The sequence below is a fragment of the Thiomicrorhabdus sp. Milos-T2 genome (assembly GCF_000702325.1).
Lineage (GTDB): Bacteria > Pseudomonadota > Gammaproteobacteria > Thiomicrospirales > Thiomicrospiraceae > Thiomicrorhabdus.
Window position 1 is genome coordinate 290,155 of the sequence record NZ_KL370891.1, and the last position, 12,728, is coordinate 302,882.

Genomic DNA, 12,728 nt, shown 5'->3' on the forward strand with positions numbered 1-12,728 from the left:
TGCTTAATATAGGTATTTTAAAATGGCAAAAGAAAAGTTTGAACGCTCGAAACCGCACGTAAACGTTGGTACTATCGGTCACGTTGACCATGGTAAAACAACTCTAACTGCGGCATTAACAATTGTACAAGGTAAGAAATTCGGTGGAGACGTAAAAGACTTCGCATCTATCGATAACGCACCAGAAGAAAGAGATCGTGGTATCACAATCTCAACTTCACACGTAGAATACGAATCAGAAACACGTCACTACGCACACGTTGACTGCCCAGGTCACGCGGATTACGTTAAAAACATGATCACTGGTGCAGCACAGATGGATGGTGCAATCCTAGTATGTTCAGCAGCAGATGGACCAATGCCACAAACACGTGAGCACATTCTACTATCACGTCAGGTAGGTGTACCATATATCGTTGTTTTCCTAAACAAAGCAGATATGGTAGATGATGAAGAGCTAATGGAACTAGTAGAAATGGAAGTTCGTGAACTTCTAGACATGTACGAATTCCCAGGTGACGATACTCCAGTTATCATTGGATCAGCAACTCTAGCGATCGCTGGTGACGATTCAGAAATTGGAGCGCCAGCAATCGGACGTTTAGTAGACGCGCTAGATGAATACATCCCAACTCCACAACGTGAAACTGACAAACCATTCCTAATGCCAGTAGAAGACATCTTCTCAATCCAAGGTCGTGGTACAGTTGCAACAGGACGTGTAGAAACAGGTGTTGTAAAAGTTGGTGAAGAAATCGAAATCGTCGGTATTCGTCCAACAACAATGACAACGGTTACCGGTGTTGAAATGTTCCGTAAACTGCTTGACCAAGGTGAAGCGGGTGACAACGTAGGTATCCTATTACGTGGTACTAAGCGTGAAGATATCGAACGTGGACAAGTTCTAGCACACAAAGGAACAGTAACTCCTCATACTAAGTTCGAAGCAGAAGTCTATGTACTAGGTAAAGACGAAGGTGGACGTCATACTCCATTCTTCAACGGATACCGTCCACAGTTCTACTTCCGTACAACTGATGTAACCGGTGCATGTGAATTACCAGCAGGAACAGAAATGGTTATGCCTGGTGACAACGTACAAATGACTGTAGAGTTAATCAACCCAGTCGCGATGGCAGAAGGTTTACGTTTTGCAATCCGTGAAGGTGGACGTACAGTTGGTGCAGGTGTTGTTGCTAAAATTATTGAATAATATTAGATAATACATATCTGTTATAAAAAGGGGAGCTTAGGCTCCCTTTTTTGTTTTTATAAGGGCTTGTTTTTATTTAATTTAGTTGTTATAATCCGCATCCTTAGTTTGTACGCCACTAGATTAGGCGTGCTTTTCTATATTCTAAATAAAAGAGAATAAATTATGGCGACTCAAAATATTCGTATTCGCTTGAAAGCGTTTGATCACCGTTTGATTGATCAATCAGCTCGAGAAATTACGGAAACTGCAAAAAGAACTGGTGCGCAAGTACGCGGTCCAATTCCAATGCCAACTCGTAAAGAGCGTTTTACAATTTTGATCTCTCCGCACGTTAATAAGGATGCTCGTGATCAGTACGAAATTCGTACTCATAAGCGTCTTCTAGACATTGTTGATCCTACTGAAAAAACAGTAGATGCATTAATGAAGTTAGATTTAGCTGCTGGTGTAGACGTTCAATTGGAACTACGTTAATTCGTAGATAGCTAGTCATCAATCGTAATGACTCGCAACACTATAATAATGAGGTAATGATATGAGTATTGGTATCATTGGTAAGAAAATCGGAATGACTCGTGTTTTTAATGATGAAGGTATTTCAACTCCAGTAACAGTTGTTGAAGTTTCTCCAAATCGTATTACACAGATCAAGACTTTAGAGTCTGATGGTTATTCTGCGATTCAGGTTACCGCTGGATCAGTGCATGCAGGGCGCGTTAGCAAGCCTGCTGCTGGACATTTTGCTAAGGCAGGTGTTGAAGCTGGTAAAGGACTTTGGGAATTCCGTGCAGAAGATTCTGAAATGGAAGGTCTTGAAGTTGGTTCTGAGTTAACTGTTGAGCGTTTTTCTGAAATCGCTGTTGTTGATGTAACTGGTACTACTAAGGGTAAAGGTTTCCAAGGTGGTATTAAGCGTCATAACTTCGGTATGCAGGATGCTACTCACGGTAACTCTATCTCTCACCGTTCTAACGGTTCTATCGGTCAGAACCAGACTCCAGGTCGCGTTTTCAAAGGTAAGAAAATGTCAGGCCATATGGGTGATGTTAGACAAACAACACAGAACTTAGATTTAGTTAAGGTTGATGCAGAAAATGGTCTATTGTTGATCAAAGGTGCAGTTCCTGGGGCTAAAAATAGTACTGTCATTGTTCGTAAAGCTGTTAAGTAAGGTGGGCATGATGGATTTAAAATTAATTGAATTAGCTTCTGGTAAAGAGAATGGTTCTGTTGCAGTATCTGATGCCTTATTTGGTGTTGACTTCAACGAAGCACTTGTTCACCAGGTAGTGACTGCATATATAAATGCAGGACGTCAAGGTACTAAGGGTCAAAAGAACCGCGCTGCAGTAAGTGGTGGTGGTGCTAAACCTTGGAATCAAAAAGGGACTGGTCGTGCTCGTGCCGGAACTATCCGTAGCCCTATTTGGGTTGGTGGTGGACGTGCGTTCCCTGGACATAATCGTGATTTCTCACAAAAAGTAAACAAAAAAATGTACCGTGGTGCAATGCGTTCTATCTTCGCAGAGCTTAACCGTACAGGTCGTTTAATTGTTGTTGATGATTTCAAGGTTGAAGCTCCAAAGACTAAAGAATTTAATGCAAAACTAGCACAGTTAAATATTTCTGATGCATTGGTTATCACTGAAGGTTTTGATGAGTATTTATATTTATCAGCTCGTAACCTTTATGGTGCGGATGTATGTGATGTTGCGTCTATCGACCCTGTGAGCCTAATTGGTTTCCAAAATGTTGTGATGACTCAAGGTGCAGTTAAGCAGCTAGAGGAGCAATTAGCATGAATCAAGAAAGAATTCTACAAGTATTGCTAGCACCGCATGTTTCAGAAAAATCAGCTCTTATGGCTGATGCGGCTGGACAATACGTGTTTAAAGTTTTACCAACAGCAACTAAAACAGAAGTTAAGGCCGCAGTTGAGTCTTTATTTGAAGTTAAAGTACAGTCGGTAAATATGATTAACCTTAAAGGTAAGCGTAAAGTATTCAAAGGTCGTCAAGGAAAGCGTAATGGTGTGCGTAAAGCAATTGTTCGTTTAGCTCCTGGGCAAGACATTGATTTCGCTTCAGCTGAATAAGGAGTTCACACATGGCAATTGTAAAAAATTCTAAACCGACTTCTCCAGGTCGTCGATTTGTTGTAAGTGTTGTTGAACCAAGTTTACACAAAGGTAAACCTCATTCAGCTCTACTTGAAAAGAAATCAAAATCAGGTGGTCGTAACAATAACGGTCGTATTACTGTTCGTCACCACGGTGGTGGACATAAGCAACATTACCGTATGATTGACTTCAAACGTTCTAAGGCTGGTGTTCCAGCAACTGTTGAGCGTTTAGAATATGATCCTAACCGTACTGCGCATATTGCTTTATTAAAGTATGCAGATGGTGAGCGTTCTTATATTATTGCTCCTAAAAATCTAGCGGCAGGTGATGTTGTAGAAACTGGCGATAATGTTTCAATCAAGGTTGGTAACTGTCTACCTTTACGTAATATTCCAGTTGGAACTATTGTTCATAACTTAGAAATGCGTCCTGGTAAAGGGGCTCAAATTGCACGTAGTGCAGGTGCTTCTTGTTCAATCGTAGGTCGTGATGGTTTATACGTTCTAGTTCGTTTACGTTCTGGTGAAATGCGTAAAATCTTAGCTGAGTGTAAAGCGACTATCGGTGAAGTTGGAAACTCTGAACACAGTCTACGTAAATTAGGTAAAGCTGGTGCTAGACGCTGGCGTGGTGTTCGTCCTACTGTTCGCGGTGTTGCGATGAACCCTGTTGATCACCCACATGGTGGTGGTGAAGGTCGTACTTCTGGTGGACGTAACCCTGTTACTCCATGGGGTGTTCCGACTAAAGGTAAGAAGACTCGTAGCAATAAGCGTACTGATGGAATGATCGTACGTCGTAGAAATAAAAAATAAGGAAGGACACTGATGCCACGTTCAGTTAAAAAAGGACCTTTTGTTGATAACCACTTGTATAAAAAAGTGGTAGAGGCACAAGAATCTGGTAATAAACGTCCAATTAAAACATGGTCTCGTAGATCAATGATCTTACCTGATATGATCGGCTTAACAATCGCTGTTCATAATGGTAAAGAGCATATTCCAGTTTTCGTTTCAGAAAACATGGTAGGCCATAAATTGGGTGAATTTTCAATGACTCGTTATTATCGCGGCCATGCTGCGGATAAGAAAGCCAAGCGCTAGTAGGGGAATAATATGCAAGTAAGTGCAACACATAAATTTGCTCGTATCTCTCCACAGAAAGCTCGCTTAGTAGCAGACTTAATCCGTGGTAAAGATGTCGAAACGGCAGTGAATATTTTAGCGTTTAGTGATAAGAAGGCTGCAAGCCTAATGAAAGCAGTATTAAACTCTGCTATTGCTAATGCTGAAAATAATGAAGGTGCTGATATTGATGAATTAAAAGTTACTGCAGCATTTGTTAATGCAGGACCAATCATGAAGCGTATGCGCGCTCGTGCTAAGGGTCGTGGTAATCGTATTTTAAAGCGTATCAGTCACATCACTGTAACTGTTGGCGATAAGTAAGGAGAATCAGAATGGGTCAAAAAGTTCATCCTATTGGGATTCGTCTTGGAATCACAAAAGATTGGAATTCTCGTTGGTATGCGGATAGCAAAAACTATTCTGATAATTTAATCAGTGATGTTGAGATTCGTAACGAATTAAATGAGAAGCTAAAACATGCATCTGTAAGCAAGATTAATATTGAGCGTGTAGCTAATGGAGTTCGTGTAACTATCCATACAGCTCGTCCAGGTGTTGTTATTGGTAAAAAAGGTGAAGATATTGAGAAGTTAAAGCAAGCTTTAACTGCAAAAACTGGTTTACCAGTTAATATCAACATTGAAGAAATTAAAAAGCCTGAATTAGACGCTAAATTAGTTGCTGAAAGTATTGCTCAGCAATTAGAGAAGCGTATCCAATTCCGTCGTGCAATGAAGCGTGCTGTAGGAAATGCAATGCGTATCGGTGCTGAAGGAATTAAGGTAACTGTTTCAGGTCGTCTAAACGGTGCTGATATTGCGCGTGCTGAATGGTATAGAGAAGGACGTGTTCCTCTTCATACTTTCCGTGCAGATATCGACTATGCTACTTTTGAAGCTGACACTACCTACGGAAAGATTGGTGTTAAAGTGTGGATTTTCAAAGGTGAGAAGCTAGGTAAGCTTGCATTGGATGATAATAATCAATCTAAGGGCAAAAAAGGCCGTAAATAAAAGGATAACTAACTATGTTAATGCCTAAACGTACTAAATTTAGAAAAGTACACAAAGGACGTAACCGTGGTTTGGCGCAAGTCGGAAACAAAGTTAGCTTCGGTGATTTCGGTCTTAAAGCCCTAGAGCGCGGAAGAATGACTTCACGTCAGATTGAAGCTGGTCGTCGTGTTATGACTCGTCATGTAAAACGTGGAGCCAAAATTTGGATTCGCGTATTCCCTGATAAGCCAATTACTAACAAGCCTCTTGAGGTTCGTATGGGTAAAGGTAAGGGTAGTGTTGAGTATTGGGTAGCTCAGATTCAGCCAGGACGTGTTCTATATGAAATCCAGGGTGTAAATGAGCAATTAGCACGCGAAGCATTCGATCTTGCTGCGGCTAAACTGCCTTTCAAAACACAAGTTGTAACTAAAACGGTGATGTAAATGACTGCTAAAGAATTAAATGAAAAAACAGTTGAAGAGCTTAGAGCTGAATTGCTTGATCTTTTGAAAGAGCAATTTAATCTAAGAATGCAAAACGCAACTGGTCAGTTATCTAATTCGGCGCAATTGAAGACGACTCGTCGTACAATTGCACGTGTTAAAACCATCATTCGTCAAAAAGTGAGTAAGTAAAGATGGCTGGTCAAGAAAGTAAAGCACGTACAATGCAAGGTGTTGTTGTAAGTAATGGTATGCAGGATTCTATCGTTGTTTCAATTGCACGTTTCATCAAACATGCGAAATATAAAAAATTCGTTAAAAAATCAACTAAAGTTATGGCACATGATGCTGATAATGCTTGTGGTGTTGGTGATACAGTAACTATTCAAGAAACTGCACCAATCTCAAAAAACAAGTCTTGGACTTTAGTAAGTATCGACGAAAAAGCAAAAATTTAAGTTTTATAGCAATTCCGAAAATTATCTGTTATAATTCCCGGAATCTACTTAGCCACTTAAAAGATTAAGCCTAATTTTAAATTAGGGACTGTTCTTTTTGGTGGTTTTTGTGCTGTAAGTAATTTTTAGTTTATGGATGGAGTACCACCATGATTCAGATGCAAACTGTGCTTGATGTCGCTGACAACAGTGGAGCAAAACGCGTCCAATGTATCAAAGTGTTAGGCGGATCAAAACGTCGTTACGCTGGTGTTGGTGACGTAATTAAAGTGAGCGTAAAAGAAGCTGCGCCACGTGGAAAAGTGAAGAAAGGTGATGTTTATAACGCCGTAGTTGTTCGTACAGCTAAAGGTGTAAGACGTCAAGATGGTTCTTTAATTAAGTTTGATGGCAATGCTGCTGTAATTCTTAATGGTAAGTTAGAACCAGTTGGAACACGTATCTTCGGCCCAGTAACTCGTGAGTTAAGAAACGATAAGTTTATGAAAATCGTTTCTTTAGCTCCTGAAGTTCTATAAGGAAGACGTAATGAATCGTTTAAAAAAAGGTGATGAAATTATCGTTATTACTGGTAAAGATAAGGGGAAACGCGGTTCTGTTTCTTCTATTCTAGCTAACGGTAAAGTTCTGGTAGATGGTATCAACCTAGTAAAGAAGCATACTAAAGCAAACCCAATGACAGGTGCGCAAGGTGGTATTGTTTCTAAAGAGATGCCAATCGATGCCTCAAATGTGGCTTTAGTTAATCCTGAAACAAATAAAGCTGACAAGGTTGGTTTTAAAGTTGAAGGTGAAACAAAGATCCGCTTCTTTAAATCTAATGGTAAAGCGGTTGACGCTTAATTAAAGGGGTTTTAAAGATGGCAAGATTACAAAAAATGTATAAAGAACAAGTTGTTTCTAAATTAGTAGAACAATTTGAATATAAATCTCCAATGCAAGCTCCTAAGTTGACGAAAATCACGATCAACATGGGTGTTGGTGAAGCTATTGGTGATAAAAAAGTTTTAGATAGTGCTGTATCTGACATGGAAGCAATTGCCGGTCAGAAAGCAATAAAGACTTTAGCTCGTAAATCAGTTGCTTCCTTCAAGGTCCGTGATGGATACCCTTTAGGATGTAAAGTGACTTTACGTGGTGAAAAGATGTATGAGTTTTTAGATCGTCTTATCAATATCGCGTTACCTCGTGTACGTGACTTTCGTGGTGTAAATCCGAAAGCTTTTGATGGTCGTGGAAACTACAACTTAGGCCTTAAAGAGCAAATTATTTTCCCTGAAATCGAGTTTGAAAAAGTTGATAAAATCCGTGGTATGGATATCAACTTTGCTACTACAGCACAAACTAACGATGAAGCGAAAGCTCTTTTAGAAGCCTTTAACTTTCCGTTTAAGAAATAGAGGTTTCTAATGGCTAAGCAATCAATGATTATGCGTGAAGCAAAGCGCGCTAAAACAGTTGCTAAATATGCAGAGAAACGTGCTGCATTAAAAAAAGCATCTGTAGATATGTCTTTGAGTTTCGAAGAGCGCATGGATGCAATGGAAAAGCTAGCTGCTCTTCCACGTAATGCATCTCCTGTTCGTCAACGTAATCGTTGTCGTATTACAGGACGCCCTCACGGTGTTTATAGAAAATTTGGATTGTCACGTAACATGCTAAGAGAATTAGCCATGACAGGTGATGTTCCTGGACTAAGAAAAGCCAGTTGGTAAGGATAAATATCTATGAGTATGTCTGATCCAATTGCTGATATGTTAACACGCATTCGTAACGGCCAAATGGCTGGTCATTCGAATGTTGTAATGCCTTCTTCAAAGTTAAAAGCAGCTGTAGCTGAACTTTTAACAAATGAAGGCTTTATCACTACATTCAGCATTAATGAGAATGAAGGTAAATCTGAACTTTCAGTTGACCTTAAATATTTTGATGGTAAACCAGTTATTGAAATGATTAAACGTGTAAGCCGTCCAGGTCTACGTGTTTATAAAAACAAAGATGAGTTACCTAAAGTCATTGGCGGTCTTGGGATCGCTGTAATTTCAACGTCAAAAGGTATTATGACTGACCGCGATGCTCGCCAAGCTGGTATCGGTGGCGAAGTTATTTGCTACGTAGCATAAGGAAAATATTATGTCTAGAATTGCAAAAGCTCCAGTGAACTTACCTGCAGGTGTAGAAGTATCTATTAATGGTACCTCTGTAACTGTTAAAGGTTCTAAAGCGTCTTTAACTAAAGAGTTTAACTCTTCAGTTATCGTTAAGAATGAAAATGGCGTTATCAACTGTTCACCTGTAGACGGTGCTGCTAATGGTTGGGCACATGCTGGTACTGTGCGTTCAATTATTAATAACATGGTTATTGGTGTAACAGATGGTTATGAAAAGAAATTAGAATTAGTTGGTGTTGGTTACCGTGCTAAAGCAGCAGGTAAAGTGTTAGACCTTACTTTAGGTTTTTCACACCCAGTTAAACATGAATTACCTGAAGGTATTACTGTTGAAACTCCAAGCCAAACTGAAATCATTGTAAAAGGCGCAGACAAGCAAGTTGTTGGACAAGTTGCTGCTAAAATCCGTGGATACCGTCCTCCTGAACCTTATAAAGGTAAGGGTGTTAAGTATGCTGGTGAGCGCATTTTACGTAAAGAAGCTAAGAAGAAATAAGGCTGAGTTGATATGGATAAGAAAACAGCCCGTCTTCGTAGAGCTAAGAAAACTCGTGGGAAAATTAACGAGCTTAAAATGCCAAGACTTTGCGTACACCGTACGTCTCAGCATATTTATGCACAGTTAATTTCTGCTACAGGTTCTGAAGTAATTGCTTCAAGCTCTACTGTGCAAGCGGACGTTAAGAAAGAAATTAGTAACAGTGGTAATAAAGATGCTGCTGCTGCAGTAGGTAAAGCAATTGCTGAAAAAGCAAAAGCTGCCGGAATTACAGCTGTTGCTTTTGACCGTTCTGGTTTTAAATATCACGGACGCATCCAACAATTAGCAGAATCAGCCCGTGAAAACGGTCTTGAATTTTAATAGAAGGATTAATTATGTCTTCACGTGAATTACAAGACGGACAAGATGGTCTAATTGAAAAGTTAGTAAACGTTCGTCGTGTTGCTAAAGTTGTAAAAGGTGGTCGTGTATTTGCATTCTCAGCACTAGCAGTTGTTGGTGATGGAGAAGGTAAAGTAGGTTACGGTAGCGGTAAAGCTAACGAAGTGCCTGTGGCGATCAAAAAAGCAATGGAAAAAGCACGTCGTAACATGAAAGACGTACACTTAAACAACGGTACTATCCAATACCCAATTAACTTCAAACAGGGTGCAGCTAACATTGTTATGCTTCCTGCTTCTGAAGGTACTGGAGTTATTGCTGGTGGTGCTATGCGTGCGGTTTTAGAAGCTGCAGGTGTTAAAGATGTACTATCTAAATGTGTAGGAACTACACGCCCAGTTAACGTTGTTCGATCTACGGTTAATGCATTGTCAGGTATTTCAAGTCCTGATTATATTGCTGCTAAACGTGGTAAAACAGTTTCTGAAATTGTAGGTGAGTAAGATGTCAGATAAAAAATATGTCACAGTGACGTTGGTAAAAAGCACCATTGGTCGTTTACCAGCTCATAGAGCATGTGTATCTGGTCTTGGTCTGAGAAAGATGCACCAAACTAAAACCGTAATTGATACTCCAGAAAATCGTGGAATGATCAATAAGGTTTCGTATTTGCTTAAGGTAGAGGACGCATAAGATGCTATTAAATACTCTAAAACCTGCTGAAGGTTCAAAACCTTCTAAAAAGCGTGTTGGACGTGGTCAAGGTTCTGGCTGGGGTAAGATGGGTGGCCGTGGTCATAAAGGTCAAAAATCTCGCTCTGGTGGTATGCCTAAGATTGGTTTTGAAGGTGGGCAAATGCCTCTTCAAAGAAGATTGCCAAAAGTTGGTTTCTCTTCACGCAAATCTGCATACGCAACTGAGATTCGTCTAGATACATTAGCAAAAATTGATGCTGATATTATTGATATCGCTGCACTTAAAGCTGCAGATGTTATTGGTGATAAGATTAAAATTGTTAAAGTAATTTGCTCAGGTGAATTATCTAAAGCAGTAAAATTGTCAGGCATTAAAGCAACTGCTGGTGCCAAAGCGGCTATTGAAGCTGCTGGTGGGTCAGTAGAAGCCTAATTATGAATAGTTCTATTGCATCAGGTATGGGTGATTTAAAAAACAAAATTTTATTTGTTTTGGGAGCTTTAATCGTTTATCGATTAGGGACTCATATCCCTGTACCATTAATTGATCCAGTTGCTCTAGCAGCAATGTTTGAACAGCAAAAGGGTACTATCTTAGACATGTTTAACATGTTCTCTGGTGGTGCTCTTCAGCGTTTATCCATCTTTGCCCTTGGAATTATGCCGTACATTTCGGCATCGATAATCATGCAGCTTCTTACTATAGTTTCTCCAACTTTGGAGCAACTAAAGAAAGAAGGTGAGCAAGGTCGTCGTAAGATTACACAGTACACTCGATATGGTACTGTTGTTCTCGCTACCTTCCAGGCCATTGGTGTTGCTATTGCACTTGAATCGCAGAATGTTAACGGTATGTCTGTAGTTATTGATCCAGGTCTAATGTTTAGACTTACGGCAGTAATTACTCTAGTAGGTGGTACGATTTTCCTAATGTGGTTAGGAGAACAGATTACTGAACGTGGTATTGGTAATGGTATATCTTTGATTATCTTTGCCGGTATCGTAGCAGGTTTACCGTCAGCTCTTGGTGGTACATTTGAACAGGTTAATACAGGTGCTATGCATGCAATTACAATTTTTGTATTGTTAGCTTTAGTATTTGCTGTTATTGCGTTTGTTGTTTTCGTTGAACGTGGTCAACGACGCATTCCGGTTCATTATGCACAAAAGATGCGTGGGCGTAAGTTATATGGTGGTCAAGAGTCACATCTTCCACTTAAACTTAATATGGCTGGAGTGATTCCTCCCATCTTTGCTTCAAGTATTATTCTATTTCCAGCTACGCTAGGTGGTTGGTTCGGTAGTGCTGAAGGTCTAGGATGGTTGAAGGACATCGCAACGACGATGTCACCAGGTCAGCCGCTTTATGTACTTTTGTATGCAATGGCTATTATCTTCTTCTGTTTCTTTTATACTGCGATTGTTTTTAATCCGAAAGAAACAGCTGATAACTTAAGAAAATCAGGTGCCTATTTACCAGGTATCAGACCAGGTGCACAAACAGCACGTCATATTGATAGTATTATGGGTCGTCTAACTTTAGCCGGCGCAATATATATCACGGCAGTTTGTTTGTTACCAGAATTCCTTATTTTATATTGGAACGTTCCGTTCTACTTTGGTGGAACATCTTTGCTGATTATCGTAATTGTTGTTATGGATTTCATGACAGCCGTACAAGCACAGATGCAGTCTACTCAGTACGAAGGAATGATGAAGAAAGCAAATTTAAAAGGTAAATAACTAAAAGTAGTTATATATCTGGTATTTAGGTTGGAAGACGTGTATAATTGCCCGTTTTTCAGTAGATGGAATTAAAGGGAGCGCAAAATGGCTCGTATTGCCGGCGTAAACATTCCAGTTAACAAGCATATTGTTATTGGATTGACTTCGATCTACGGGATTGGTTCTACTTCAGCTAAAGCACTTTGTGAAGCTGTTAAATTAGACCCGACCACGAAGGTTCGAGAACTAACTGAAGAGCAGTTAGAAGCACTTCGTTCAGAAGTAACAAATTATAAAATTGAAGGTGATCTTCGTCGTGAAGTATCTATGAACATCAAACGTTTGATGGACATGGGTTGTTACCGAGGAATTCGTCACCGTCGTAGTCTACCTTTACGTGGACAACGTACAAAAACTAATGCACGTACTCGTAAAGGTCCTGTAAGACCTATTAAGAGATAACGCATAATTGCGAGATTAGATATGGCAAAAGCTAAAGCAAATTCGCGTGTTAAAAAGAAGGCAAAACAGGTTGTAACTGATGCAGTTGCACATGTTCATGCAAGTTTTAACAACACAATTGTGACTATCACAGATCGTCAAGGTAATGCACTTTGCTGGGCAACTTCTGGTGGTAGTGGATTCCGTGGGTCTCGTAAGAGTACTCCATTCGCTGCACAGGTTGCTGCAGAGAGAGCAGGTCAAATGGCTCACGACTATGGTGTTAAGAACATGGAAGTAATGGTTAAAGGTCCTGGACCTGGCCGTGATTCAGCTGTTCGTGGTTTACATAGTGCTGGTTTCAAAATTACATCTATTGCAGATGTAACTCCGATTCCACACAATGGTTGCCGTCCACCTAAGAAACGTCGCGTTTAATATTTGAGGT

25 protein-coding genes are annotated in these 12,728 nt (G+C 40.0%); all 25 read left to right on the forward strand.

Annotated features, from left to right (window positions below):
- Positions 1-22 precede the first annotated feature (22 nt).
- Positions 23-1,213 carry an elongation factor Tu gene (gene tuf, locus BS34_RS0101190; protein ID WP_029406721.1) on the forward strand — a complete coding sequence of 397 codons (1,191 nt, stop codon included), beginning with the start codon at positions 23-25 and terminating at the stop codon, positions 1,211-1,213.
- A gap of 165 nt (positions 1,214-1,378) precedes the next feature.
- The gene (gene rpsJ, locus BS34_RS0101195; RefSeq protein ID WP_029406733.1) at positions 1,379-1,690 is read left to right on the forward strand and encodes a 30S ribosomal protein S10; all 312 of its coding nucleotides are present in this window, start codon (positions 1,379-1,381) and stop codon (positions 1,688-1,690) included.
- A gap of 61 nt (positions 1,691-1,751) precedes the next feature.
- The gene (gene rplC, locus BS34_RS0101200; RefSeq protein ID WP_029406734.1) at positions 1,752-2,387 is read left to right on the forward strand and encodes a 50S ribosomal protein L3; all 636 of its coding nucleotides are present in this window, start codon (positions 1,752-1,754) and stop codon (positions 2,385-2,387) included.
- A gap of 25 nt (positions 2,388-2,412) precedes the next feature.
- A complete protein-coding gene (rplD, locus tag BS34_RS0101205) occupies positions 2,413-3,018 on the forward strand; it encodes a 50S ribosomal protein L4 (protein WP_029406735.1) in 606 nt (201 codons plus the stop codon).
- A complete protein-coding gene (gene rplW, locus BS34_RS0101210; protein ID WP_029406736.1) occupies positions 3,015-3,311 on the forward strand; it encodes a 50S ribosomal protein L23 in 297 nt (98 codons plus the stop codon). Before rplD ends, rplW begins: the two co-directional genes overlap by 4 nt.
- Before the next feature lie 11 nt (positions 3,312-3,322).
- Positions 3,323-4,153 carry a 50S ribosomal protein L2 gene (gene rplB / locus BS34_RS0101215; protein ID WP_029406737.1) on the forward strand — a complete coding sequence of 277 codons (831 nt, stop codon included), beginning with the start codon at positions 3,323-3,325 and terminating at the stop codon, positions 4,151-4,153.
- Positions 4,154-4,165: 12 nt separating this feature from the next.
- The gene (gene rpsS, locus BS34_RS0101220; protein WP_029406738.1) at positions 4,166-4,441 is read left to right on the forward strand and encodes a 30S ribosomal protein S19; all 276 of its coding nucleotides are present in this window, start codon (positions 4,166-4,168) and stop codon (positions 4,439-4,441) included.
- Between the two features lie 12 nt (positions 4,442-4,453).
- Entirely contained in the window at positions 4,454-4,786 is a 333-nt protein-coding gene (rplV, locus tag BS34_RS0101225; protein ID WP_029406739.1) for a 50S ribosomal protein L22, read from the forward strand.
- Positions 4,787-4,797: 11 nt separating this feature from the next.
- Positions 4,798-5,478, forward strand: a complete 681-nt coding sequence (gene rpsC / locus BS34_RS0101230; RefSeq protein WP_029406740.1) for a 30S ribosomal protein S3 — start codon at positions 4,798-4,800, stop codon at positions 5,476-5,478.
- Between the two features lie 14 nt (positions 5,479-5,492).
- Positions 5,493-5,906, forward strand: coding sequence for a 50S ribosomal protein L16 (gene rplP, locus BS34_RS0101235; protein WP_029406741.1), 414 nt, complete (start codon positions 5,493-5,495; stop codon positions 5,904-5,906).
- Positions 5,907-6,098: a 50S ribosomal protein L29 gene (rpmC, locus tag BS34_RS0101240; RefSeq protein ID WP_029406742.1), complete on the forward strand. Its 192-nt coding sequence runs from the start codon at positions 5,907-5,909 to the stop codon at positions 6,096-6,098.
- A 2-nt stretch (positions 6,099-6,100) separates the two neighbouring features.
- Complete coding sequence (gene rpsQ / locus BS34_RS0101245) at positions 6,101-6,364, forward strand: 30S ribosomal protein S17 (protein ID WP_029406743.1); 264 nt, start codon at positions 6,101-6,103, stop codon at positions 6,362-6,364.
- Positions 6,365-6,513: 149 nt separating this feature from the next.
- Complete coding sequence (gene rplN, locus BS34_RS0101250) at positions 6,514-6,882, forward strand: 50S ribosomal protein L14 (RefSeq protein WP_029406744.1); 369 nt, start codon at positions 6,514-6,516, stop codon at positions 6,880-6,882.
- Positions 6,883-6,892: 10 nt separating this feature from the next.
- A complete protein-coding gene (gene rplX / locus BS34_RS0101255; RefSeq protein ID WP_029406745.1) occupies positions 6,893-7,207 on the forward strand; it encodes a 50S ribosomal protein L24 in 315 nt (104 codons plus the stop codon).
- A 17-nt stretch (positions 7,208-7,224) separates the two neighbouring features.
- Positions 7,225-7,764, forward strand: a complete 540-nt coding sequence (rplE, locus tag BS34_RS0101260; protein WP_029406746.1) for a 50S ribosomal protein L5 — start codon at positions 7,225-7,227, stop codon at positions 7,762-7,764.
- A gap of 9 nt (positions 7,765-7,773) precedes the next feature.
- The gene (gene rpsN, locus BS34_RS0101265; RefSeq protein WP_029406747.1) at positions 7,774-8,079 is read left to right on the forward strand and encodes a 30S ribosomal protein S14; all 306 of its coding nucleotides are present in this window, start codon (positions 7,774-7,776) and stop codon (positions 8,077-8,079) included.
- 12 nt (positions 8,080-8,091) lie between these two features.
- A complete protein-coding gene (rpsH, locus tag BS34_RS0101270; RefSeq protein ID WP_029406748.1) occupies positions 8,092-8,487 on the forward strand; it encodes a 30S ribosomal protein S8 in 396 nt (131 codons plus the stop codon).
- Positions 8,488-8,497: 10 nt separating this feature from the next.
- Positions 8,498-9,031: a 50S ribosomal protein L6 gene (gene rplF, locus BS34_RS0101275; protein ID WP_029406749.1), complete on the forward strand. Its 534-nt coding sequence runs from the start codon at positions 8,498-8,500 to the stop codon at positions 9,029-9,031.
- A gap of 12 nt (positions 9,032-9,043) precedes the next feature.
- Complete coding sequence (gene rplR, locus BS34_RS0101280; RefSeq protein WP_029406750.1) at positions 9,044-9,397, forward strand: 50S ribosomal protein L18; 354 nt, start codon at positions 9,044-9,046, stop codon at positions 9,395-9,397.
- Between the two features lie 14 nt (positions 9,398-9,411).
- Entirely contained in the window at positions 9,412-9,921 is a 510-nt protein-coding gene (gene rpsE / locus BS34_RS0101285) for a 30S ribosomal protein S5 (protein WP_029406751.1), read from the forward strand.
- 1 nt (position 9,922) lies between these two features.
- Entirely contained in the window at positions 9,923-10,111 is a 189-nt protein-coding gene (gene rpmD, locus BS34_RS0101290; protein ID WP_029406752.1) for a 50S ribosomal protein L30, read from the forward strand.
- 1 nt (position 10,112) lies between these two features.
- Positions 10,113-10,547: a 50S ribosomal protein L15 gene (rplO, locus tag BS34_RS0101295; protein ID WP_029406753.1), complete on the forward strand. Its 435-nt coding sequence runs from the start codon at positions 10,113-10,115 to the stop codon at positions 10,545-10,547.
- A 2-nt stretch (positions 10,548-10,549) separates the two neighbouring features.
- Complete coding sequence (gene secY, locus BS34_RS0101300; RefSeq protein ID WP_029406754.1) at positions 10,550-11,857, forward strand: preprotein translocase subunit SecY; 1,308 nt, start codon at positions 10,550-10,552, stop codon at positions 11,855-11,857.
- Between the two features lie 87 nt (positions 11,858-11,944).
- The gene (rpsM, locus tag BS34_RS0101305; RefSeq protein WP_029406755.1) at positions 11,945-12,301 is read left to right on the forward strand and encodes a 30S ribosomal protein S13; all 357 of its coding nucleotides are present in this window, start codon (positions 11,945-11,947) and stop codon (positions 12,299-12,301) included.
- A gap of 21 nt (positions 12,302-12,322) precedes the next feature.
- Positions 12,323-12,718, forward strand: a complete 396-nt coding sequence (gene rpsK / locus BS34_RS0101310; RefSeq protein WP_029406756.1) for a 30S ribosomal protein S11 — start codon at positions 12,323-12,325, stop codon at positions 12,716-12,718.
- Positions 12,719-12,728 lie beyond the last annotated feature (10 nt).

Coding starts and splice junctions, on each gene's coding strand:
- tuf (WP_029406721.1), top strand. CDS start 23: ATGGCAAAAGAAAAGTTTGAACGCTCGAAACCGCACGTAAACGTTGGT.
- rpsJ (WP_029406733.1), top strand. CDS start 1,379: ATGGCGACTCAAAATATTCGTATTCGCTTGAAAGCGTTTGATCACCGT.
- rplC (WP_029406734.1), top strand. CDS start 1,752: ATGAGTATTGGTATCATTGGTAAGAAAATCGGAATGACTCGTGTTTTT.
- rplW (WP_029406736.1), top strand. CDS start 3,015: ATGAATCAAGAAAGAATTCTACAAGTATTGCTAGCACCGCATGTTTCA.
- rplB (WP_029406737.1), top strand. CDS start 3,323: ATGGCAATTGTAAAAAATTCTAAACCGACTTCTCCAGGTCGTCGATTT.
- rpsS (WP_029406738.1), top strand. CDS start 4,166: ATGCCACGTTCAGTTAAAAAAGGACCTTTTGTTGATAACCACTTGTAT.
- rplV (WP_029406739.1), top strand. CDS start 4,454: ATGCAAGTAAGTGCAACACATAAATTTGCTCGTATCTCTCCACAGAAA.
- rpsC (WP_029406740.1), top strand. CDS start 4,798: ATGGGTCAAAAAGTTCATCCTATTGGGATTCGTCTTGGAATCACAAAA.
- rplP (WP_029406741.1), top strand. CDS start 5,493: ATGTTAATGCCTAAACGTACTAAATTTAGAAAAGTACACAAAGGACGT.
- rpmC (WP_029406742.1), top strand. CDS start 5,907: ATGACTGCTAAAGAATTAAATGAAAAAACAGTTGAAGAGCTTAGAGCT.
- rpsQ (WP_029406743.1), top strand. CDS start 6,101: ATGGCTGGTCAAGAAAGTAAAGCACGTACAATGCAAGGTGTTGTTGTA.
- rplN (WP_029406744.1), top strand. CDS start 6,514: ATGATTCAGATGCAAACTGTGCTTGATGTCGCTGACAACAGTGGAGCA.
- rplX (WP_029406745.1), top strand. CDS start 6,893: ATGAATCGTTTAAAAAAAGGTGATGAAATTATCGTTATTACTGGTAAA.
- rplE (WP_029406746.1), top strand. CDS start 7,225: ATGGCAAGATTACAAAAAATGTATAAAGAACAAGTTGTTTCTAAATTA.
- rpsN (WP_029406747.1), top strand. CDS start 7,774: ATGGCTAAGCAATCAATGATTATGCGTGAAGCAAAGCGCGCTAAAACA.
- rpsH (WP_029406748.1), top strand. CDS start 8,092: ATGAGTATGTCTGATCCAATTGCTGATATGTTAACACGCATTCGTAAC.
- rplF (WP_029406749.1), top strand. CDS start 8,498: ATGTCTAGAATTGCAAAAGCTCCAGTGAACTTACCTGCAGGTGTAGAA.
- rplR (WP_029406750.1), top strand. CDS start 9,044: ATGGATAAGAAAACAGCCCGTCTTCGTAGAGCTAAGAAAACTCGTGGG.
- rpsE (WP_029406751.1), top strand. CDS start 9,412: ATGTCTTCACGTGAATTACAAGACGGACAAGATGGTCTAATTGAAAAG.
- rpmD (WP_029406752.1), top strand. CDS start 9,923: ATGTCAGATAAAAAATATGTCACAGTGACGTTGGTAAAAAGCACCATT.
- rplO (WP_029406753.1), top strand. CDS start 10,113: ATGCTATTAAATACTCTAAAACCTGCTGAAGGTTCAAAACCTTCTAAA.
- secY (WP_029406754.1), top strand. CDS start 10,550: ATGAATAGTTCTATTGCATCAGGTATGGGTGATTTAAAAAACAAAATT.
- rpsM (WP_029406755.1), top strand. CDS start 11,945: ATGGCTCGTATTGCCGGCGTAAACATTCCAGTTAACAAGCATATTGTT.
- rpsK (WP_029406756.1), top strand. CDS start 12,323: ATGGCAAAAGCTAAAGCAAATTCGCGTGTTAAAAAGAAGGCAAAACAG.